This window comes from Parabacteroides sp. HGS0025 (genome assembly GCF_000969845.1).
Taxonomy (GTDB): Bacteria; Bacteroidota; Bacteroidia; order Bacteroidales; family Tannerellaceae; genus Parabacteroides; species Parabacteroides gordonii.
Genome location: NZ_KQ033902.1, coordinates 3,093,329 through 3,116,568 on the forward strand (window position 1 = coordinate 3,093,329; position 23,240 = coordinate 3,116,568).

General features: G+C 45.0%; 16 protein-coding genes and 2 tRNA genes. 2 read left to right on the top strand and 16 right to left on the bottom strand.

The features are described 5' to 3' along the window. Nucleotides 1-2 precede the first annotated feature (2 nt). Both HMPREF1212_RS12200 and HMPREF1212_RS12205 read right to left on the bottom strand, forming a co-directional pair. The gene (locus HMPREF1212_RS12200; protein WP_028729520.1) at nucleotides 3-1,259 is read right to left on the bottom strand and encodes an L-rhamnose isomerase; all 1,257 of its coding nucleotides are present in this window, start codon (nucleotides 1,257-1,259) and stop codon (nucleotides 3-5) included. A 13-nt stretch (nucleotides 1,260-1,272) separates the two neighbouring features. Beyond that, nucleotides 1,273-2,748, bottom strand: a complete 1,476-nt coding sequence (locus HMPREF1212_RS12205) for a rhamnulokinase (protein WP_046149534.1) — start codon at nucleotides 2,746-2,748, stop codon at nucleotides 1,273-1,275. A gap of 94 nt (nucleotides 2,749-2,842) precedes the next feature. Here HMPREF1212_RS12205 and HMPREF1212_RS12210 point away from each other — a divergent pair, with 94 nt between their 5' ends. After that, complete coding sequence (locus HMPREF1212_RS12210) at nucleotides 2,843-3,730, top strand: AraC family transcriptional regulator (RefSeq protein ID WP_028729522.1); 888 nt, start codon at nucleotides 2,843-2,845, stop codon at nucleotides 3,728-3,730. A 179-nt stretch (nucleotides 3,731-3,909) separates the two neighbouring features. Here HMPREF1212_RS12210 and HMPREF1212_RS12215 read toward each other — a convergent pair whose 3' ends face one another. From HMPREF1212_RS12215 to HMPREF1212_RS12280, 14 genes are all read right to left on the bottom strand, one after another. After that, entirely contained in the window at nucleotides 3,910-4,692 is a 783-nt protein-coding gene (locus HMPREF1212_RS12215) for a DNA-binding domain-containing protein (protein ID WP_046149535.1), read from the bottom strand. Nucleotides 4,693-4,725: 33 nt separating this feature from the next. Beyond that, the gene (locus tag HMPREF1212_RS12220) at nucleotides 4,726-7,662 is read right to left on the bottom strand and encodes a hypothetical protein (RefSeq protein WP_046149536.1); all 2,937 of its coding nucleotides are present in this window, start codon (nucleotides 7,660-7,662) and stop codon (nucleotides 4,726-4,728) included. Next, the gene (locus HMPREF1212_RS12225; RefSeq protein WP_046149537.1) at nucleotides 7,646-7,972 is read right to left on the bottom strand and encodes an HU family DNA-binding protein; all 327 of its coding nucleotides are present in this window, start codon (nucleotides 7,970-7,972) and stop codon (nucleotides 7,646-7,648) included. Before HMPREF1212_RS12225 ends, HMPREF1212_RS12220 begins: the two co-directional genes overlap by 17 nt. Further along, on the bottom strand, nucleotides 7,972-9,840 hold the full coding sequence (locus HMPREF1212_RS12230; protein ID WP_046149538.1) for a fimbrial protein: 1,869 nt from the start codon (nucleotides 9,838-9,840) through the stop codon (nucleotides 7,972-7,974). Before HMPREF1212_RS12230 ends, HMPREF1212_RS12225 begins: the two co-directional genes overlap by 1 nt. 51 nt (nucleotides 9,841-9,891) lie before the next feature. Then, the gene (locus HMPREF1212_RS12235) at nucleotides 9,892-12,375 is read right to left on the bottom strand and encodes a hypothetical protein (RefSeq protein WP_046149539.1); all 2,484 of its coding nucleotides are present in this window, start codon (nucleotides 12,373-12,375) and stop codon (nucleotides 9,892-9,894) included. Nucleotides 12,376-12,423: 48 nt separating this feature from the next. Next, the gene (locus tag HMPREF1212_RS12240) at nucleotides 12,424-13,365 is read right to left on the bottom strand and encodes a FimB/Mfa2 family fimbrial subunit (protein ID WP_046149540.1); all 942 of its coding nucleotides are present in this window, start codon (nucleotides 13,363-13,365) and stop codon (nucleotides 12,424-12,426) included. Beyond that, a complete protein-coding gene (locus HMPREF1212_RS12245) occupies nucleotides 13,362-14,492 on the bottom strand; it encodes a DUF3868 domain-containing protein (protein ID WP_052724980.1) in 1,131 nt (376 codons plus the stop codon). The genes HMPREF1212_RS12240 and HMPREF1212_RS12245 overlap by 4 nt, the downstream gene beginning before the upstream one ends. Nucleotides 14,493-14,505: 13 nt before the next feature. After that, nucleotides 14,506-15,072: a DUF3575 domain-containing protein gene (locus HMPREF1212_RS12250; protein ID WP_046149541.1), complete on the bottom strand. Its 567-nt coding sequence runs from the start codon at nucleotides 15,070-15,072 to the stop codon at nucleotides 14,506-14,508. A gap of 521 nt (nucleotides 15,073-15,593) precedes the next feature. After that, nucleotides 15,594-16,835 carry a site-specific integrase gene (locus HMPREF1212_RS12255; RefSeq protein ID WP_046149542.1) on the bottom strand — a complete coding sequence of 414 codons (1,242 nt, stop codon included), beginning with the start codon at nucleotides 16,833-16,835 and terminating at the stop codon, nucleotides 15,594-15,596. Between the two features lie 50 nt (nucleotides 16,836-16,885). Next, on the bottom strand, nucleotides 16,886-19,303 hold the full coding sequence (locus tag HMPREF1212_RS12260; RefSeq protein WP_046149543.1) for a TonB-dependent receptor: 2,418 nt from the start codon (nucleotides 19,301-19,303) through the stop codon (nucleotides 16,886-16,888). Nucleotides 19,304-19,389: 86 nt separating this feature from the next. Further along, nucleotides 19,390-19,477, bottom strand: a tRNA-Ser gene (locus HMPREF1212_RS12265). Nucleotides 19,478-19,545: 68 nt separating this feature from the next. Next, nucleotides 19,546-19,630 (bottom strand) — tRNA-Ser (locus HMPREF1212_RS12270). A 191-nt stretch (nucleotides 19,631-19,821) separates the two neighbouring features. Further along, entirely contained in the window at nucleotides 19,822-20,787 is a 966-nt protein-coding gene (locus tag HMPREF1212_RS12275; protein WP_046149544.1) for a helix-turn-helix domain-containing protein, read from the bottom strand. A 210-nt stretch (nucleotides 20,788-20,997) separates the two neighbouring features. Then, on the bottom strand, nucleotides 20,998-21,963 hold the full coding sequence (locus HMPREF1212_RS12280; RefSeq protein ID WP_046149545.1) for a hypothetical protein: 966 nt from the start codon (nucleotides 21,961-21,963) through the stop codon (nucleotides 20,998-21,000). A 744-nt stretch (nucleotides 21,964-22,707) separates the two neighbouring features. On the opposite strand from HMPREF1212_RS12280, the gene HMPREF1212_RS12285 reads away from it, so the two are divergent. Continuing rightward, nucleotides 22,708-23,229, top strand: coding sequence for a TlpA family protein disulfide reductase (locus HMPREF1212_RS12285; RefSeq protein ID WP_046149546.1), 522 nt, complete (start codon nucleotides 22,708-22,710; stop codon nucleotides 23,227-23,229). Nucleotides 23,230-23,240: the final 11 nt, after the last annotated feature.

Here is a 23,240-nt window from a genome sequence, read left to right on the forward strand (position 1 = left end):
ATTTATCGTTTACTTGTTACCTGCGCTTCATATTTTTCTATCTCACCGATATAATCTTCACCTACCGGAACATCGTTTTTCAGACAGAACATATCCCAGACAGCATTCCACGGGAGACTCTTCAACTCTTCCTGTAAAGCCAGACGTTCAAATAACTTATCTTCAGCTTCATATTGCTGCAAAGTGGCAGACGGTTCAAGCAAGGCCTGCAAGAATGCTTTTTGTGTTGCACGGCATCCGATCACATAAGCACCGATGCGGTTAATGGTCGCATCAAAATAATCGAGACCGATATGTACACGATCCAATGCTTTACAACGGATTATTTCACGGGAAAGATCCAGCAGGTCGTCACTCAGAATAACCACATGGTCACTATCCCAACGGATCGGGCGACTTACATGAAGCATGATCTCCGGAGTGAACAACAGCATCGACGAGATCTTATCGGCAATACTTTCCGTCAGATGGAAATGGCCGGTATCCAACGTTACGATCTTGTTGTTCTTCGCGCCATACCCCAGATAGAAATCATACGAACCTACCGTATAACTTTCCAGCCCGATACCGAACAGTTTGGCTTCAATACAGTCTTTCATATGTTTATAATCAGTAGCAAAAATCTCATCCAGCGAGTCTTTCAACAGCTGACGATATTGTATGCGGCTGGCCGGAACTTCTTTCGAACCGTCATGTATCCACAGATTCATCATACAAGGATCATCCTGATAAACACCCATCGCTTCACTGACAGCACGGCAACGCTTGGTATGTTCGATCCAGAAATCACGGATCGACTTATCCGGGTTAGCCAATGTCAGGTTACCGCTCTTGGGATGCGAGAAAGATGTCGAGTTGAAATCGAGCTTCATATTATTTTCTTTCCCCCATTCCATCCAACTCTGGAAATGAGCCGGCTCCACTTCATCTCGGTCTACTTTCTTTCCGCCAAAGTCACCATATATCTCATGCAGGTTCAATCGATGGGTACCGGGAATAAAAGAATTGGCTTTCAGCACATCGGCACGTAACTCATCTATATTGCGGGCTTTTCCGGGATAATTTCCGGTCACCTGTATGCCACCGGACAACGAACCATCCGGATTCTCGAAACCTGTCACATCATCCGCCTGCCAGCAATGAAGGGAAAGACTGATTTGTTGCAATTTTTCCAACGCACTGTTTACATCGACATTCAAGGCTGCATAACGTTCTGCTGCCAAATCAAAAGCTTGCTTTACATTCTTTTCTGTGTTCATGATATTCTTCTTTTTATCGTTTTACTATTTCAATATATCTTTCATAGACTTCTTTCCAGATCATTTCTTCCTGTGGCAGGAATGTTTCCGTATGAACGGATCCGGCTATCAACCGGCGCATTTCCCAACGGGTGGAGACAATACCTGCCGAGCGTGCCTGTATCATCGCATTTCCGATGGCAGTCGCTTCCGACGGGCCGGCTATCACAGGCATACCGATTGCATTGGCTGTAAACTGATTCAATAATGTATTCTTTGAACCTCCCCCTATCACATGCAACCGGTCGATACGGAAAGGAGCCATCTCCTTCAACATCCGGATCACCTCATTATAACGCAGGGCGAGACTTTCAAAAATACAACGGATAAACTCGGCATCCGTCACCGGGACAGGCTGCCCCGTCTCTTCACAATAACTCGCAATGGCCTTTGTCATACAAGCAGGATTGGCAAAACGAGGATCGTCCGGATTCACAAAGCGTATAAAAGGAAGGGCCTGCTCCGCCATTTGTACAATCTCCGGATAAGTATAACTCCTCCCCGCCTTTTCCCATTCTTTCCGACATTGTTCCAATAGCCACATACCAGTAATATTCTTCAGGAAACGGGTAGTACCTTCAATACCTCCTTCGTTCGTAAAGTTGTTTTCGTATGATTCCTGTGTTATTAGTGGCTCTTCCGTTTCAATCCCCATCAAACTCCAGGTTCCGCTGCTTAAATAAGCGAAATGCTGATCCAGAGCGGGAACAGCCGCCACAGCCGAGGCCGTATCATGCCCTGCCACAGCGATAACCGGAACTTTGCCTGCACCGGTTTCTTCTGCCAGCGCATCGGTCAGCTCCCCGACAAGCGTTCCGGGCATTACCACCTGCCGTACGATAGAAGGCGGTACCCCTGCCGCTTCCAGCAGGGATGCTTCAAACTGCCGTGTAACCGGATTAAGTAACTGGGATGTGGAAGCGTCTGTATATTCACAGACCCTGTTACCCGTTAACAGATAAGACAATAGGTCAGGAATAAAAAGTATCTCTTCAGCATTTTCCAACGGTGCAAACCCCTCTTGTCCGGCACGAAAGAGTTGGAAAAGACTATTAAAATTCATTATTTGAATGCCGGTAAGGCGATAGACCTCCTCACGTGAAATAAGACGGAAATATTCCTCCGGCGCCCCTTCCGTGTACGGGTCACGGTAAGCCCGCGGTAACCCCAGCAAAGAACCGTCCGAAGCCAGATAACCGAAATCGACGCCCCAGGTATCTATACCGATCGAGTCGGGTACAATATGTTGTTGTGTGCAAAGGGAAAGGCTTTTCTTCAGTTCTTCATATAAATTGTATATATTCCAATAGTATTTACCATGCAATTCGAGCAGGTTATTTGGGAAGCGATGTATCTCCCGCATTTCAAATTTGCCATTAATCAGTATGACCAGAACAGCCCGTCCGCTGGTAGCACCTATGTCAAACGCTAAAAAGGTATGTTTCTTCATGATATAACAAAGTTATTTGTTTATTGATAGCAAAAGTAAAGGGTTAATTACTATATTTGCTTACGAAAATGATTTTAAACCTTTCATTTCTGACATGAATAAACACATCAGCGACCAACTGCGTTATCTAACCATCGGAGCATCAGACGAAGACTGGGGAATTGTTGTTACCACCATTGGTTATCAATTTATCCCTCCCAAAAGTCAATACCCGTTATCCTGCCATCCGGAAAATTATAATTTCAAACCGCAAACAGGACGTATCCTGAACGAATATCAGCTTGTTTATATAACGAAGGGAAGCGGCTACTTCTCCTCCCAATCCTGCAAGATGCAGAAAATAAATGCAGGAACCATGATCCTGCTCTTTCCCGGCGAATGGCATAGTTATTATCCGGATAAAGAGACCGGGTGGGATGAATACTGGGTCGGTTTCCGGGGAATACATATCGATAAACGGGTAGAGAAACGTTTCTTCACGAAAGAAGAACCGCTTCACAAAATCGGATTAAGTGCCACAATAGTAGGATTATACGAAGATGTATTAAAGTTTGCGTCACAGGAGAAGTCAGGCTACCAGCAAATGATTTCCAGTATCGTACTTCATATATTAGGGACGGTTTATTATAAGAAGAAAAACAGTTCTTTTACCAATACATATGTAGTAGACAAGATCAACGAAGCCCGTATCCTGATGAAAGAGCAGATAGAGAACCCGATGTCACCGGAAGAGATCGCTTCACAATTAGGATTAGGTTATTCCTGGTTCCGCCGTATGTTCAAGGAATATACCGGTGTTTCACCCGCCCAGTACCAGTTACAGCAAAAATTACTGAGAGCCAAAGAGCTACTGACAGGAAGTAATCTGAATATATCGGAAATCGCTTATAACCTGAAGTTCGAAAACGCAGGCCAGTTCTCCACCTTCTTCAAAAAGAAAGAGGGCGTGACGCCCTCCGAATTCAGGGAGAGGGCGCATTAAGTGCCCTCATCTCCTACTGATGTATAAAAAGGAGTTATAAAATCAAGGAAACCATATTTTACGTCTCTCCTCAACACTGTGCTGCGTCTTGGGGAGACGTAACGTTGCGTTGGGGGGAGACGGTGGGAAGCGTCGCGGCGAGACGTAAGGCGGCGTCTCGATGCGACGGAGAAAGAATGCTATTCGATTACGGGACGGTCGTCGTCATCACCGCTATCTCCACCACCGTTACCCACGATGAGAGGACGCTCGTACTCGATGGTACGGGGTTCTTTCAACAGGGTGGTCGTGTTGGAGAACTGAGTGACGATACGCAACGTATACTTGCCGTCAGTCAAGTCGGCAGGAACACGGGCCAGCAATGTTTTCGGATCGTTGGTTGTCAGGCGGCGGGTAACGGGGTGTTCCTTGTCGTCGGCATCGATGAAAAAAACGCCGATACCGGCAGCCTCACCAGCTACACGGATCTTCTCACCGTCGATACGGATATCATCGCCGGGGGTAATGGTATCATTGGACAAGCCGGTTGCAGTATCGGTTACCAGGCCGATCGCTGCGCCACTATCCTTAACGGTTAATACTTCCACCCCTACATGGCTCAACGACTCGCGCATTTCGGATGAGAGCGTGATGTCGAGAGTAACTTTATGTTTCTCCGGATCGAATTTGGCACTAGTACCAATCCAACTGCCTGTTACACGCGGGGTGTATTGACAGGTTTTCGTTAGAACACTATAACCATCCATAACCGCTTCACGAATGATACGGTCATGTTGGTTAATGATTGACAACAAGGTGTCGTACTTGTATTCCGAACCTTCATCTACTATCCGCTGCGCAATATCTTCATTATGCAAGGAGTTTTTCATGGTGGATACTTCGGCTGTATAGTCGTTATCCACATCTTTTGTCAGAAGGTTCAGGCGTAGCCAGACCTTCCAGAATTTAGTGTAATTTGCCATGATACTTATTATTAAAATTGTTTTGCTGATCGCTTACCGATCAGTATTATCATTATACTGTCTCCAACAACGCACGGTAAGATTAGAACCCTGACAGCCATAATAAAAAGAATTACCAGTATTAATATGAACAAGAGCGTTCCTGGCCTTTAGAGCACTCCATTCATCACCAAATATTGCTCTAGCATTATTTTTATCTGTTATAGATGAGAATGAATATTCAGTAAGACTTGATGTTCCTAAAGCAATCCGCTTACCAGAAATAAAATAAGTACAATCACCCGGATCCATCAATGTCCAACCGCTTGGACACTGACTATATGTATCATATGAATTTGTACTATAACCTCCTTTAACGAAAGTCCAATACTTTCCATAATTTGTAGCAGCATATGTTGGAGGAGTTGTAGCATTCGGTTCATTACATGTCATATGTTCTGTTTTTATATTCATCTCCTTAGTCTGTGATGTTTTATGACCAGTAACAGTTATTACTCCTGTTTTTCGTCTGGTATTACACATTTCAGCAGATATATTAGACCACATTGTCACTTTAACCGTCGATAAGATATCACCATTTGATAAGGTTTGCGTTTCTGTAACAGCAGGGGTATTTATCCATCGAGTATTATCCGAAACCGATATACCAAAAGGTGTGCGTACTTTAAACGTAAAATAATTCTTCTGAGTAGGAAAATAAACCACACTGGGAGTTGAAGCCGTAATCGAGGAACCACCTTCTACATAACTATAACTATTACTTCCGTAAAAATCCCTGAAACGAACTCCCAACATCTTATTGTAAACTGTTATGGCTATTTTCTTAGTATTATCCAACTTGTTCTGTATTTGTATCGTAGCAGATATATCTTCTGAAGTAGGAACTGTTTTTTGTTTAAATGTCAGCTCCATTGTATTTTTAGTTTCTCCGGGTGTAACAGTCATCCAACTTGGTACATTCATCACTTCGCATCCACCTAATGAGAAAACGGTCAGTTTTACTTCTGAATTATCACCAAACAAATACATCTTTTTATTGGCTGTATCATAATATGAAAAGTTTCCGGAAGATGTACCTACTACTGTAGGTTGAGCCGTCACAATCTCCGGATTATTTACTGTCATTTGTACGGCTATTTCCGTTTTCTTTCTTTCGTCAGAAAGATTAATGATGTCGAATTTTGTATCATTAAATGCAACTTGAGGGAATGGATCCGGCAACGTGGCTAATGTAAATTTATAGTTTCCACTTGTTTCAGCAAATGTTTTGGGCGAAACCGTTAACCAATCAGGCAATCCTTCTATCCTTGAACCAATTGCGGAAAATACTTTCAATTCAATATCAAAAGCCTGTACAGTATTTCTTGCATCAAAAGTGATAATGTCACTAACATAGGAAGCACCTGTAGAACTATTTACAACACTTTCAAATCGAGGAGCGGATATAGCCTGAACCATCATGATACTTTCTTTCGCCGATATTTTATCGGTAAAACGGAGAAATGCCAAAGGAAAATCAGTTCCATGATAATCAGAATTCAGAGAAACTATATATTCACTTGCATCGTTACCGACTTTTGTATTTATCACACCATCGGGTCCGGTAATCTTTAGCCAGTCATGGGTTTTATCATTGTCTACATAATATTTGGATACAAAATATCCGCCGGCTGAATTTCCGGTAATCTTAAAATTAGTTAGTTCATCCAAAGCAACCGTTATGGTACGCAAAGTTTTATCATATTCTATCCCCGTTGCAGGTACAACAGTCATACCTTCCCCATCCGTTTCCCCTCCCGGTTCATAATCGTCTATATTACCTTCATCTGTCCAGTCTGCTACATCGAGTGTGAAATCCAGATGATATTCGTCGGCAGCGGTAATATTGACCGTGTAACGGTGGTTTTGAGATACTTCAATATAATTTCCACCATCAGCCGGTTTAAAAGGGACTTTGTAAGTGACCGGAATATTTTCTGTCTGGTTAGTAGCATAAGTGCCGCTAAGGATCAGGTAGCCACCATCTTCTTTCGGACTCGGATAGGTGTAAAAAGCGCTTACGGTAGTACCGGCATTTGCATTCTCACCATCAAACAGACGGGCCGGATAAGTGATCAAATCACCACCGGCGGCTGTTGGCAAAGTGCCGGTCACCTTCAACGGGAAAAAGCTTACTCCTTTACGGCCATTGCCCATGCTGACGGACTGGATGGTGAATTTGGAGGTTGCAGCATCGTTCACTATATCAAAACGAGCCACAGAACGGGTCAAACGAAAACCCAACTGCAAACGTGCCGAGACAGAGAAATCAGTCAGGTCGAGCGGCGTTGTGTAAGCGCCGGTCATGGGCAACGGAGTTACCAATATATCGGTTGCCGTAGCCGGGTCGAGCTGAACACTTCGGAGGAGTTTGAAAGCATGCTCGGTCGGACTACCCTCAGTAACCGTATTATCAACCTGTCCCGGATTCGACTGCATAAGCGGAACAAAATTACTGAAAACGGCATTGGTTGCAGGGTTAATCAGTTTACTCTGATTAGCAATACAGTAGAACTTGACAAACAATCCTTTCTTCAGGGATAGAAGAGCCGTCGTTTGCTTGCCATCACTTCCGACAGCCGTCAGGTCGATAGCCGTTATATCGCCTCCCACAGGAATATCACTTATATTCTCGCGATAACAGAAACGTTCCTGATACGTATAGTTTCCATCCTCGGTCTTGCATCCGAAGACATAGATGTCGAGTGCCGAGATCTTGTTCTCAGCTGCTGTTGCTATTTCATCGCCGGCCCGGGTCTGTACGACCGACAGCTTATTTTTCAGTGTCAGCATAACTTCCCTCCGGGGTGCATCCGGTGAAGTTCCTGTACCGGAACCCTTGTGCGGCTCCTCTGTCTCGTTCGTGCAGGCGGCAGCGGACAAAAGCAGAGAAAGCAAGCTGATTCCATATAATTTATTCACTATGTTCATCGTTATTTCCTTTTATTGATTCACTATCATTCTTCTTCTCATTCAAAGCCTTTAACAAAAACTTGCCGGGCTTGAACTTCACGCTTATACGCGCTTCAATGGGGCAGGATTTACCTGTACGGGGATTACGCCCCATCCGCTCAGTCTGGTTCCAGGCGAAAAAGGTGCCGAATCCTTGTAACATGAGCCGTTTGTCGGCCAGCAAAGCGTCCAGAAGAACGCCCTCCCAGGCGTTCACAATCGCCAACGACTGGGTTTGTGTCAGGGAGAGACGTTCGGACAGGGCCATCACTAAATCGTGTTTGTTCATTATATGTCCGCAGCTTTAAGTTTGACAGTTACGACGGTTGTCCCAGTGGTTGACGTAGAGTTGAAAGTCAGCGTGTTGGTTGAATTCACATCATCTTGGTGTGTTCCCATCGTAAAGGTGTATGTACCTTCAGCTGCATCTACGCTTGCCTGATCAACTGTTATCCAATTACTAGTTACCACTGCGCCACTTCCCGTAGTTGCCGCTTCGCTAGCCAGAGTTGGGGCTACCGCTTTCAACTTAAACGTCTGACTGTCCTTATTCGGAATAGTGACCATCTTGGTTGCTGCATCGTAGGTACATCCCTCGCTTCCATCTGCCACCAGGCTGATCTCCGGCCCGGACAAGGCGGTCGGGATTACTTTGATGTCCAGATTCTTACCGCTTACCTTATTGGTGATACGGATGGTTACAGGACGACAATCACTCATAGCGCCGATACCGTCAGCCATCTTATATTTAAACGTGGTTAGCATAGAAGCCTTTGTTGTCGTTGTCCTGTCTCCATCCACTACCAACCATTCATCACCTCCGCCGTAATCGAGTTTTTCGCCGAATGCGGAAGGGTCTGTATTATTGGCGGCAATGGTAAAGGCAAGCGTTTTCGCTGCGGCAGCATCCATCACGATATTGCCGTCGGCCAGGAGTTTAACATCGGCAGTATTACCGGCTCCAGCCAGAGCCAAAGCATCTTTTGTGAAGTCGTTCTCCGGCTTGTAGTCGTCTACTTTACCCTCGTCGGTCCAGTCGGCCACATTCAATGTGAAGTCGAGATGATAAGGGTCAGCACTTGTAATCGAGACTGTATAACGATGATTGTAGGCCACTTCGATATAATTGCCGGTCTCGTCACCGGATGGTTTGAAAGGCACTTTATAGGTAACCGGGATATTTTCGGTCAGGTTGACGGCATAGGTACCGGACAGGATCAGGTAGCCCCCATCGTCAACCGGGCTGGGATAACTATAAAGGACACCGGTACCTTTAGACGAGACGGTCGTCTGCTCGGCAGTGTACTCGCGGGCGGGATAGGTAATCAGGTCGGCAGGAGCAGTACCCAATACCTTCACTGGAAAATAGCTGGCTCCGGTACGTCCATTTCCTAGACTGACAGACTGGACGGTAAACTTCGACAGGGCCGCATCGTTCACGACGTCGAAACGGGCCACCATACGGGTTAACTTGAAACCCAATTGCGTACGGGCCGATACAGAGAAATCGGTCAGGTCGAGCGGTGTGGTATAGGAACCGGTCATAGGTAGCGGGGTAAGCAGGATATCTTCTGCTACACCGGCTCGCAAGGCCGGGGTATGGAAGTTTTTGAAATCAACCTCAGTCGGTACACCGTCGGTTATCGTATTGCCGGGTTGTCCGGGAGCACTTTGCATCAACCCTTTAAAGCCGGTAAACTCGGTTCCGTCGGGCTGTATCAGTTTCGTGCTGTTGGCAATACAGTAGACTTTGACAAAGAGCCCTTTCTTCATACGGAGCAGGGCTGTCGAATTGTCGGCACCCGTATTCAGGGTGAAACTGGTGGCGTAATCGCCCTCCACAGTCTGACGGGCATCTTCGCGATAATAGAATTGCTGCTGGAAAGTGTAGGGACCGTCTTCTGTCTTTGAACCGAAAACGTAGACATCGAGACTGTAGATACGGTTTTCGTCAGTTGTCGCGATCGCATCACCGGCTTTTGTTTCCACCGGGGTTACTTTCAGTTTGTTTTTAAGAGAAAGCAACACTTCACGGGTGTTCTCGTTGCCAACACCTCCCTGATCGGGAGGAGTCGGTTTATCCAACGTGTTCTCGCTGGTGCAAGCTACCATCAAAAAGCCGGCAGCGAGCAATGGGATATGTTTGAATAGTTTCATTTTCTTTTTTGTTAATTACATGAATCAATTAAATACGAAGCAAAGAAAAGATCAAGGTGTCAGCTTCTTCTTTAAGGTTACCGTCAGATCGCCACCACCGGCTTCAGTATTGGTGAAGGTTAAGGTGACGTCTCCTGTTTCAGCAGGGGTATCGCCGGAAGTAAAGGTGTATACTTGGTTTCCTGCGGCAGTAATAGTTGTTGTACCGGCATTTGTATCATCCAGTTTTAACCAACCATTACCTGTAAACGGATCAGTCAAACTAGCGATACTTGCACCCAACGGTGCTGTGACAGTCAATGTAAATGTATTTGTTGTCAGAGCAGTCGGATCAACTGTATAGCTTCCATTATTATTATCTGTAACTGCAGCATGAGTATCTCCCAGTACCACCGTCGGAAGCGCACTTTTCGGAGTAATCGTCAGTTTAGAAGTAACGCTTTCGTCTGTTTTGTTTTTGAAAATGACATCAACCGGGGTTTCTGCAGTCAATGAAGCAGCTGTCGATATTTCGATCTTGAATATACCGGCATCTGACTGTTCTGTTACGGTAACACCTGATGGGGCTGTAAATGTAACTGCTCCTTTTTCCGCACTTTCTGTACAAGTGGCCTTTACATAAATGGTGCTACCATTGATCAGGAACATATTGGCAGTGGCAGCATTAGACGTACCTCCTAATACTTCACTGTTGTAGGTACTCGCCACATAAGCGTCTTTCTTATCGTTTTCTACGATTGCAGGTTTGGAAGCTTTTTTATGCTCGATAGTCAATATGACTTTATTAGTATCAGCGGCTTTGTTCTTGAACTCGACAGTTGCCCCATCGGTAGCCGTTGATGCATCAGTTATTGTAACCCGGTAAGTCGTAGTGAAACCTTCGGTGGAGAGGGCCTTCACAGTATAACCCGTTGGAGCAGTAACATCTACCAGGCCATCTACACAGAACAGACTCAGTGAGACATAACTGCCAACCGCTTTTTCCATGATGGCTTTAGGAGCTACCGGATCTGTCGTCAGGTCGAGCGTATTGCCTTTACTGTTTCCTTTTACTACTTCACTTACTATCGGAGCAGCTGCCGGGCCTGTAAAGGTGAGCGTTGTCTGCAGGTCCGGATCGTAAGAAGCGGCCTGATTGGTGAAGATTAACGATACGGGGTGTTTACCGGTAGCATCGGCGATGGTCATGGGATAAGTGGTTACCGTCAAGCCATCTTTTTGTTCCGAAACGGGAGCACCGACTGTCAGCCAGTCTGCTTCGCCGGTTTTCGTTACTAATCCCCGACTGTATTCCAGCGGGCCGGTGGAGGTCATAACGATGTTGAATGTTCCGGCATCAGCTGTACGATAGAATGTGGGCATACCTGTTAATTCAACAGGGATATCAGTACCCGTTAGTTCCTTCATTTCCGGTTTCGCATTATCCGGTTTGATGATCACACCACCACCCGAAGTCCAGTCTTCCACTTCGAACGTAGAATAGATGTTCGATTCGGTGACATCGGTAATGCGCAGCTTGTAACGGCTGTTGGCATTGATGGCGATGTAGTTGGCGGGAGTTTCTGCAGTTGCTCCTTCAGGTGTCTTGACTACGGGGATGTTGTAGGTGACAGGGATTTGCTCGCCTGTAGAGGGACTTTTGTATTTACCTTTAACGATCAGGTAACTTTGGTCGGTCGCCAGGTTCGGATAGACATAGAGGGCACTTTCAAGGGTTCCCTGGTTGGCATTCTCGCCCGCAAAGGCGACATCGGCATACTTCAACAGGTCGAGACTTTCTGCCGGATTTGGGATGTTTGTCAGTGTCGCCCCGAAAAGCGAACCGTTCGGACGGCCTTGTCCCATAGAGACGTTCTCGATGGTCAGCTGGGAAGTAGCCGTCGTGTTGTCGATATCGAAGCGGGCGACGATACGTTTCAGTGTGATAGCAACTTTCGATACGCTGCCACTGATTTTTACCGTACCCGTACCGGTCATGGCAAGCGGAGTTTTGAGAATATCGGCACCGGTCATCTTGGCTGTATAGGCTGCTTTGAAGGCATCCAGTGTTGTTCCGGGTGTCGTGATAGCACCGTTCCCATCTGTCACAACAGCTGTTAAAGCTGCAAAAGCAGTACCAGCTGCATTGAACAGGTTGTCCTGATTAGCCACACAAACCAGTGTAAGATATGGGAGACCTTTCAGTTCACCTGGCTTGATAGAGGCTGTCCATGAAGAGCCGGAAGGCTGCAATATAAACTGTTTACCGGCCGGTGCAGCTTCCGTCATTGTCCAGGTTTCCATGTATTCATACTGAGCATCCGTAGCAGTGGCAGTAGCTGCGCCAAACAGGTAGACCTTCAGGTTTGCGATCTTGTTCTCACTATCGGAGGCTATTGCCTTGGTGTACTCAGTGCTCTCGCCGCTTCCGCTGAACACGAGTTGGATCTCGCCGGCACTGCCGGAAGGGGTTGGCCCTTCGGTGCCGTCTTCATTCGTACAACTGCTTCCTAACCCTGCCAGGGCCAAAAGCAACATTAAATACGTCTTTTTCATAACTACTTTTTTTAAGTGAATACTATAATTTTAAAATCTATTTCTTCTTTATCCGATCGCTCCCCCTTCGTCCCAGTCTGATCCGGTTACTTCCGAGACTACGATCTTGTCTTCATAAACGGTGACCAATATCTCGAATTCCTGTTCGACATTCTGATCCATATTCATCGGCTTCTTCGAAAAGAAGCGGTAGAGATCGAGATCGCCGACGATCCGTTCGTCGTTACGCCACAGGCTCCATAGCTGATGGGTGCCGGAGGTGTAGCGGAAGGTGACGAACTCGCCTGTCACCTCGCCATCGTAATTCATCGATGCACGTGTTTCGTGGTTGATCTGCGAAGTACCGATATAAGGCACTGTATAGTTACCCCCCGAACTCAACTCCTCACTCTCCCACCCTTTAACGAAACCGTATTCCGAAGCAATTCCCTTCATCCGCATCCGGTAGGTTCCTCCCTCCGGAGGAGCTCCAGCCATCCACTGTACCGTCACATGCAGTGAAGCATGGGCGTGCGAGAGATAGACCCGTTGGCGAAACATCTTCCCTTCATCTACATGGAAAGAAAGATATCCGTAATAGAGGCGGCTCGTATTGCCGCGATACCCCGGCGGCGCTTCGGCGGTAACGGCGCTTAGCGTCATATCGCTCAGACGACGGTCGGCCGGCGGTTGTATTTCCAGGTGGTCGCTCCCATCTTCCGCCAGGTTACCCCAAAGGACAACAGTATAATCGCCTGCTTCCAGATTGCTTTGCCAGCTACTTATACTGTCGCCGCGCAAGGCGACGGAGCCAAGCAGCCGGCCCTCGCTATCGAAAAGATATTGATGGAGATTGTCCATATAGACCGGCAACAAGTTTTCCGCACTACTCCCCGCATACCAATAGTCGAGCCGGGTCGTATACGGACAGACGCCTGGCTCATCGCCAAACGTACAGCCGGACAGAACGACCGCCAGCAGTGTGTAAACTATCTCCGGTATCTTTTTCATTCTTCTTCCGTTTTATCATCCTCATAGCGTACGATCACTTCGATACGACGCAGCCGGGAAAAGAAATGTCTCAACATATCTTTATAGGGATAACCACCCTGCAACTCCATCAAATATTTTTCACGTCCGTTGAAAATACCGTAACGACTGATCACCCGCAATACAGCCTCCCGGTAAGGCGGATTATCCCGTTCCAGCAGATCGACCAGACCTTCCCAGTCTTCCGCTACCGACGATACTTCGACCAGTCCGCGGGGAATACCGTACACACTGCGCAAATAAATCGAGAAGAAACGCGACCGAGCTTCGGCCAACCGCTCATTATTGCCATAATTACCATCGGGCGAACTATACCCGCAGACACGGATACTCCTGACCGACACAAAATGCTTCTGCCTGAGCGGAGCGAACAGCCGGTCGATCTTATCGATCTCGTAACGGTTATTTTTGAAATCAGGATGGATATCGTCTTTGCCGATCGGGTAATCGAAATAGAGAACCAGGCTTTCGGTGTCACGAGGTTCCCGTGCTTGACACAGGAACGCATGGGTACTATCGGTAATAACCTTTTTGGGAACAGGAAAGGGCCTGTTCTTCTGCGATCCCGTGTCAAGCACGGGAACGGGCTGATTTTTCAGTGCTATATGATGCACCAAAGTATCGACACCCAGCAGTTGAAGGTCGCAACAATCTTTCACCTCTTGGCGGAGAAGCAGCCTAGCCTGCTGCATCCAGGAGGCATAGGGTACGGATATGCGGTAATTTATATTTTTGGAAACGGTTTTATGGTTGTCTATCAGAACCAGATAAGGAGTTATCGCAACCTCTCCGGAAGCTAAAGCCCTTTCCCGGCGTTCAAAACGGAACCGTTTGCTACCGGAAATGATAACAGGCGGCAACTCCATCGCAGTAGCCTGCTTATTCACCGCTTGCAATACGAGAGTAAAGGAGACGGATGTCAGGTTATTGACATGTACATCATTCAGATCCATCTCAAGAAAAATTTGCAGGCTATCGTTCCTGACAGAGAGTTCCTGTGGTGAAATGCGGATACCTTGTAGCGTTGCCGGGAAAAATGTGACTCCGGCAAGTAATACATATATATAATGTAAGATTGTATGTTTCATTTATCAGAATATGTTAGCGTAAGAAATAGATGATAGAAAAGCCGATACGTGTCGGCCCGAAATAGTTGCGGGTATAAGCACCGACAGGTTCAGCACATTCCGCACATTTGTATTTGGTATATTTCATCGACACATAACCTCCGCCAATCATTGCTTCCATCCCCCATCGATCGCCGAAAGCCCAATGATACCCGTAGGTGAGACCACCGCCATACAGATCGCCCCGCAGCACATGATCCTTCAGGCCGGAGATAAAAGGGATTTGACCGATATTGAAATGGCCGTAATGTCCGTGTACCCCCAAAAAGTGTCCCTCGAACTTACGGCAAGGCCAGAAGCGAACTTCGGGTTGTACGAGATACAAATTCAATTTCATGTCATTAGGAAATTTCCAGGCATTGTAGGCTCCCCAGAGATCTATCGTAAACCGACGTCCCACACCGAACTCAACTCCGGCATTAGGAGTTGTAGTAGCCCAAAACAGTACATTTGTTTTCAAAGCAACCTGTTGTCCTGTTGCCTGAAGAGGGAAGAACAAAAGACCAATATAAAACAGCAATAAATAGAGAACCCTATACATTATACTAATACTAGATTTTGCAACTTTCGACATCGTTCTGTCTCTTGGTAAGAGACGGAACACGTTCGTAAGCAAAAGAGGAAACCTCTGAATTATCCAGTTTTCAGATAGAATCTAAAATGCAGTAATCCGTTTTTAAGGAAACAATCAGAAAACAAAAGAGACTGTGATTAGAATCAAAAGTATAAATAACGTATGTTTATCAACCTATCCCATATTTTATTAAATTGGAAATATGGAACAGCACTGGTAAACAACACATAAACATCAGATATTCAGCAAGAAACAAAAGAAAAGCAACGTTATAATACAGGCATGAAGATATAAGATAGAAGTAAGGATAGCAATGCTTCTTTCTTAATATTTGTAACAATATTCACAAATAGCATGAATATTAAGCTTAGCTATGTCGAGAAAAAGGCTTTGATATAATGCTTTTATAAAAAAGAGTTAGTACATTTGCGAAGTTTTAACACAAACGTTCCTCCCCGTTCCGTCTCTTACCAAGAGACAGAATCCATTCAAAAAGCATCCTTGTATTTATCCTTTGAATAATGGCCTTTGCCTAAAATCACGATTTCGTTGGCACGATCCAGTTGGGTATTATCCCAGTCAGCTATATAAATACGGGTTGTTTTAACGGAGGTATGCCCCATGCCCTTTGAAATTATGTCCTCTGAAATTCCTTTTTGTAAAGCTATACTAGCCCATGTATGGCGGGCTACATAGGTAGAGAGATCGGCATCGACTAATTTGCCCAACTTTTTCAAACGTTTGTTCTGTAAACGAAGTGCACTTGTATATTCCAGATAGGAAGAATTAGGACTTTTCAATACAGGAAACAGATAGGGCCCGGAAACATTACGATAACGGGCGATCAGCTTCTTCATTACAGGAAGTAAGCGAACCTGCAACTGCTGTCCGGTCTTTTGCCGACAATAAACAAGCTTATCCCCTTTCAGATTCTCCCGCTTCAAATGGGCGAGATCGACAAAGGCCATGCCACGGGCATAATAACAAAACAGGAAGAGGTCGCGTGCCAATGAGAGATCGGGCGACAAGGTTAGTTCCAACACGATAAGTTGCTGAATAACTTTTTCTTCGACAGCACGTTTACGAGTTTTCTCGACCCGGGTATGTACATTACTGAACAAGGTCGTGTCGGGCTCCACCAGTCCATCCTTTACCGCACGGTTCCAAATGGCACGGAGGATGCGGAAGTAAAATGAGACTGTGTTATTGCAAAGGCCGGCTGTATAGAGCCAGGACTCATAAGCCCTCAGCAGAGTCGGATCGAGCTCGTCCAGCCTAAGACTCTGCTCCCGGCGGAAATGCATAAACGAGTTTAAAGTGCTCCGGTAATGCCGGGAAGTTTCGAGCTTTCCTTCGGCAGTTAATTCGGTAATCAGATATTCCGCATACTTTCGAAAGTCGGAAACGGCAAAACGTTCGCGGCAGGTTGCTACAATTTCATCCACGGAGAGAATTTCTTGCTTCTCCATCGAGCGGATCACGGAACGGATCGTACCACAATCGCGGTTCAACTGTTTCCGAATCGAACAGAGTTCTTCCATCCGATCACGAACAGTATCGCCGGGTATTTCGACATTTTCCTTCTCCTTCTTCCATTCTTCCCCGGAAACAGTATAAGGCAACTGAATCTTCCGGACTTTACGACGGTAAATGATCTGTACATACAGCGGCATTCTTTTTCCCGCTTCCGCAGACTCCCGTCTTTTAATCTTTACTGATACATTATACATAGGCTCCTTTCATTTTATCATCCAATATAACAAAATGAAAGGAGGTTTGCTTAATGATTGGTACCTTCAAACAGGTCGTGATCCTCTTTCTTCTGGGTAGACTTTGCCTTGAAGTTATTAAACGTATAGCTCAATGTTAACGTGATAAGCGGATAGTTCGGACGGATACGGGTAATCGATTGCAGGTCGGCCGTAGTGATCTTGCTTACATAACGGGCCGAGTTGAACACATCGCGGAAAGCGAGTGTGGCCGACAATTTACGCTTCATCAGCTGCTGGCGGACTGCCAGGTTCATGTACCAGAAAGCGTCGGTACGTCCCTGCGTTGTCACGGAGGGGCCGACAAAGTTACCGTCCAACTGGATACGGGTCGATTTACCCAGATCGAAGGCATTATTCCAGATAATATCGTAATTGGTACTTTTCTCGTTCGTTCCATTCAGCTTATACTGGTTCTTTACCTTATAATGGTAAAGGCTGCCGTTCAGGTTCATATTCCACCAATGGGTCAGCTGAACCTGACCGCTCAGTTCCAATCCCGTAGAATAATCGTGGCCAACATTAGCCATAGAATCGAGCGTTACTCCTGCTTCGTAAGGGACACGCAGGCGTTCGATCTTGTCTTTACGGCTGCGGTGGAAAACAGTGGCGGAAACGGTGTGTTCACCGATATTCTTTTTGTAGTTGAGTTCAAAGGAGTTGATGTACTCCGAACGGATATCAGGGTTACCGATCTCTGCAGAATAGTAGTCGCGGTAAGTTATATACGGCTCCATAAAAAAGAGTTCCGGGCGGGTGATACGGCGGGAATAGGAAGCCATCAGTTTATGATCTTTCGGGAAAGTATATCCCAGATGTACGGATGGGAAAAACTCAAATTTATTATATTCGCGATCCTTTCCGGGGATAGAGCTGCGAAGTACGCGATGGGTATGTTCGCCCCTCACGCCTGCCTGGAAATCGAATGATTTATAGCTGTCGCCGACAATGGCATAGATGGAGTTTATTCCGTGCTGGAAATAAAAAGTATTGTAGATATCATCCCGCCAGTAAAACTCCTGCTTTTCGGGGCTCCAGAACTGCATACTGTAATCGCCGTCCTCCAGATAAGAGAAATACTGATAGCCGGCTTCAATATGGCCGGTTTTGCTGTACGGATAATTGTAATCGAGGTTTCCGCGGACAGTCCAGCGATGTTCGTCTTCCCAGGCACGGTGTCCCTGTTCACGCTCATTGTTTTTGTTGAACAGGTCGCTCTGGAAATACTCCATAGCATCTCCTCCGTATTTCAGATAAAAACTACCGGTAAGCTGGTGGCCTTTGTCATCAAACTTATGGTCGAAGCCCAAGCTTCCCTGGAAATAGGTTTCGTGCAGGTCATAGTCGTCGCGGCTGTAATAATCGCCGTTGGCAAAAGGCTTATTTTCAACCATACGCACCTCGGTATAATCCAGATCCCCTTTCCGGGTACGACCTCCGTAACCGCCTTCCAGATCCGCATTGAAGGTGGTGTGGGGCAATGTGTACATCCAACCCGCTTTCAGCGAATAGTTGAAGTTATTACTTTCGCGTGGGCCATTGGAATGCGAGGTAGTCGCCGTATCGGCAACGATCGTTGTCTTTTCCTGGTCGAAATGGCTTTTACGCAAACGATCCGTCCAGCCTCCAGCAAAATACAGGCGGGAAGCTTTATTTTGCTGGGTAAGTAAAAAGTCTACGCCTCTGGAGAGAAATGTGCTTCCGGTCAGGTTGACCATCCCGCTGAAACCATGTTGCGCATGTTTCTTGGTGATGATATTGATGATACCGACATCGCCGCCTGTATCATGGCGGGCAGATGGCGTCGTTATGATCTCTATATTTTCGATATGGCCGGAAGGGATTTGCTCCAATGCCTGTGTACCACTGAATACGCTTGGTTTGCCATCCACATAAACGGTAAATCCGGTACTTCCACGGAAAGAGACTTCGCCTTCGGCATCCACCCGGATCGACGGGGTATTTTCCAGAATATCGACAGCTGTTCCGCCACTAGCCAGCATATTGGAGGAGGCTTCGATCACCTTCTTATCCAGTTTATAGATCACCTGTTTCTTTTGGGCGACTACTTCCACTTCAGCCAGCCCTACTTCAAGAGGTTTCATAGGGATCGTACCCAGATCGACCACAGCCGATGAAGATGCCAGCACGATATCCGGGCGGGTAAACAGGTCGTACCCTACCAGCCGGATCATCAGGCTATACTCTCCGTTCTTCACATCTGCGATTCCGAAACTCCCGTCCATATCAGGCAGGGCATGGAATACAGGATTACTATCTCCTTTCTTAAAAAGGAGAACGTCTGCAAAATCTAATGGCTTATTGGTACCGGCATCCACAATTTTCCCTTTAATACGGGATATCGGAGTGGCTGCAGCAGACAGAGAAACACACAATAAGGTCACAATGAGATAAAAACACTTCTTCATTTCTTCACACCAGTCATTTGTTAACAGTGGTGCGAAGATAGCATTTTCATCGCGTCTAAACAATTATTATGTAAAAAGATTTTTTGCGGAGAGAGCGGGATTCGAACCCGCGAAACCCTTTAGGGGTTTACACGCTTTCCAGGCGTGCCTCTTCAACCACTCGAGCATCTCTCCTTTTGGGAAGGTTGGGAGAACATACAGCCCTCCATAAAATAAAAAAAGCAGCTTTTTATGCTGCTTCGCGGAGAGATAGGGATTCGAACCCCAGGAACCTCTCGGTTCAACGGTTTTCAAGACCGCCGCAATCGACCACTCTGCCATCTCTCCAATAAATCAATAACGGTCAAACCTTTTTCCAGTCTTGCTTTTCAAAGCATTTGGCCTCTCTTGTTTACGGGTGCAAAAGTAGAGAAAAGAATAATACGCTCCAAATATTTCGGAATTATTTTCTAATATTTTTTCTCTTCTTATTGCTGCAAGTTCCCCTTATTCTATTTAAGTTTCTTATATTCTTTATATTATAAACTCTGAATCAATTCACGTTGCTTTTCAAAAAACAGGATCCTTTGCCTTTCTCCACTTACCGAAATCATGATAGACGAGCGGATCAAGGCGCGTAGCCATTTACGAAGCTTATCGTAGGTTCCCTCATCGAGCGAAGCTACCGAGCTGAGTATAAAGGTTTTTATCATACTGATATGATAATTTTTCACTTGTACGCACCAATAACTGGTATCGAAGTTCACACTCGATATATAAAGAAAGACTTTATTCCCGGTTTCTTCAAAATAACCACGGGTAGCGAGTATCTCCATTTCATTGAGAAGCCTTAACAGTTCTTCTTTCAGCAATTTCACTTCATCAAACATTATCAGATGAATACTCTGAAAATAATTAATGTCATTTACCAGATAATGGAAGATCAACGGGTCGAGTATATAGTAGGTGTTTCGGATATATCTCGACTCTTCAACACCGGCCAGTTGTATTCCTTCAAAACGATCCGTCACACTGATATCCTGAAAACGTTTGGATTTGCCAGGGCCCCCACACTGATACATCCACTTGAATAGGTAAAAACGGGAGATATACTTATATTTCATGTAGAGTTGCTGTGGCAAAATATTCGTACAGTCTATCAACTCCGATTGTTCATCCTCACGGGCTAAACCAAGTATATCTACATATTGATCGAGCATATCATAATCGATATCGACAGGATTTACGAAATCGACCAGTTTCAACTGGAACGGCCTGCTTTTAGCCGTTACCGTACCGATCAGATTATCTAAAGAAATTCCGAATTCATTCGCTATCGTAACAATCTCAGCAAAAGTAAAAGCGACCTCTCCTCTTAAGCGCCTGTAAACTGCCTCTTTTTCGATACATAACAAATCGACAAGAGTATTCACAAGGACTGTCCTTTGGGGGATTTTCTCTCTGACCGCATTGAGAAGATTATCATATAAAAGGTCTTTTTTCATGCCACAGAATTATAAGTTTTGATAGTAGTGGACCCACTGTTTTCTCATACAAAGATAAATAAGGAACTTATTAAAAAGCCTCTTACAATCTGAGGATATAGGGTTTAGGCTCTAAAAAAAGACTAATAAAATAAGCAGCCTTTGAATTTGGGCTAGCCAATAAAATGCAGCTTCTTCGTTAATAATATATAACTTCCTTTTCATAAAAGCTTACAAAGTATTTATAATTACACGTTGTTTTTCGAAAAACTGTATCCGTTGCTTTGCTCCACTTACGGAGATCATTGTAGAAGACCGCAATACTGCCTGGATCCAGTTATTTATACGTCCATATGTTTTCTTATCGAGAGATGCGGCAGCATTCAGCGTGAATGCCCGGATCAGACTGATACGAAATTGTTTCACCTCTATACAACGATAGCTGGTATCAAAATTAATATTCGATATATAAAAGAAAAGACTATTGCCGGTTTCATCATACTTCCCCCTGGCTGCAAGGATTTCCATGTCATCCAGAAATAAAAGCAACTCTTCTTTCAGTAACCGCAGATCTTCCTGTTCTACTAAATTGATACTAATAAAATAATTAATATCATTCACCAGATAGTGAAAGATCAGGGGATCCCAAACATAAAACGTCTGCCTGATAAGCCGGGAAGCTGCAATGTTCCTTTCCTGTATTTTCAATAACCGCTCTGTCGGACGTACATCTTTAAAACGCAGGATTACATCAAAATCTTTACATTGGTACATCCATTTGAAAAGGAAAAAACGTGCGATCGTCTTATAATTCAGGTAAAGCGATTGTGGCAGGATACTGGTACAATCCATCACTTTCGAATCCGGATCGTCCTTTCCCAGATTCAGAATATAGATATAATGCTCAAGCATCCGGTAATCGATATCGACCGGATCAATATATTCAACGAGCTTTAACTGGAAAGGACGGCTATTGATGTAACGGGCACCGACTATATTATCGAGTGAAATACCGAGCGTACTTGCTATGGCTGCAATCTCGACAAATGAAAAAGCGACCTCACCGCGCAAACGGCGGTAAACAGCTTCTTTCTCAATATTCAACAGCTCTACAAGTGTATTTGCGAGTATGATCCTATTGGGAATCTTCTCCTTTATTGCACTTAGGATAGTATCATATAATAAATCCTTTTTCATAGATTACTCCGTTGTTCCGGATCTTCCCGGAATGGTTGTCATTCTTATTATCACAAATATAACCATCAGAGCCACAGAAAGCCAGACTATAAAAAAATAAAGCGACAACGTACTTTTACGTTTTAAGGAATTATATGGTAAATGATCCTGCTTATTAATAAATAAGAGCTCAAAGAGGTTCTTATTTACATCCGGCATCATTTCCTCCTTACCGAAACCACCAAAATGACAAAATTCGTCAACGGCAATGACAGAAATCGTAACGTTTTCATAAAATTCCGCATTTCCATCAAAATAAACAGTAAAAAGAATTTTTGCTTTTCAAGTTTGTAATTCAGGCATATTCAAATACTTACTATTAGATGTCCTTTATCGGCCGAAAGCTCATACTTTTACTTTTGAGCAATACAATTCATGGAACCCTACATATAAACTCAGACAGGATTATCGAACACTTGCAGATATATAATCCCTGGAGACAGCTGTTATATACCAGTAGCAAGGAGGGCATCCTCACCTCAAGTACATGTGAATCCGAATCAATTTTATTTAATCAAAACCATTCTCGGTGGTAAAATTGCAAAGATTATCGCGAACTAGTAATTATAAAGCGGTAAAAAGGGGATGCTGCTTTAAAGGACTGTCCGTTTCGACTACAGGTTGTGAAATCTACAAAACGGCGGTCCTTTTTCTTTCACAGATTAAAATACATTGCTTATCTTCGTAAACTAAATAATACAATATATGCATATCAATAAAATATTTCTATACATATTCTCATTATCTCTCCTCCTCTTTTCCTGTATCAAAGACGACGAAAGTGAGGCGGTCATTAATTATGTCAATGTTAATGACCAAGTTCCCTCATTCGCCGTAGAAGATACGGCCGGAAATACATTCAATTCCAAACATTTTCTCGACAAGCAATCATTGCTGGTCTTCTTCGGCACTTATTGCTCTGACTGCCAAAAGGTGCTACCAGTGGTCGAGGAAGTGTGGAAAGAACTAAAGGACGACCCCAAATTTCTGTTGGTAACGATTTCACGCGAAGAATCAGCTGAAACAGTCACCCAATACTGGAAGGATAATCGGTTTACAATGCCATTCTATCTGGATCCTAAGCACTCCGCATTCGAACTCTTTGCAAACAATACGATTCCAAGAATATACATCATTGGCCCGGATACAAAAGTAGTCTGGATGTCTGTAGAGTCGCTGGATCTTTCTGCCAAAGAGTTGATTCAGAAAATCAAGGGATTAAAATAACACACACTACG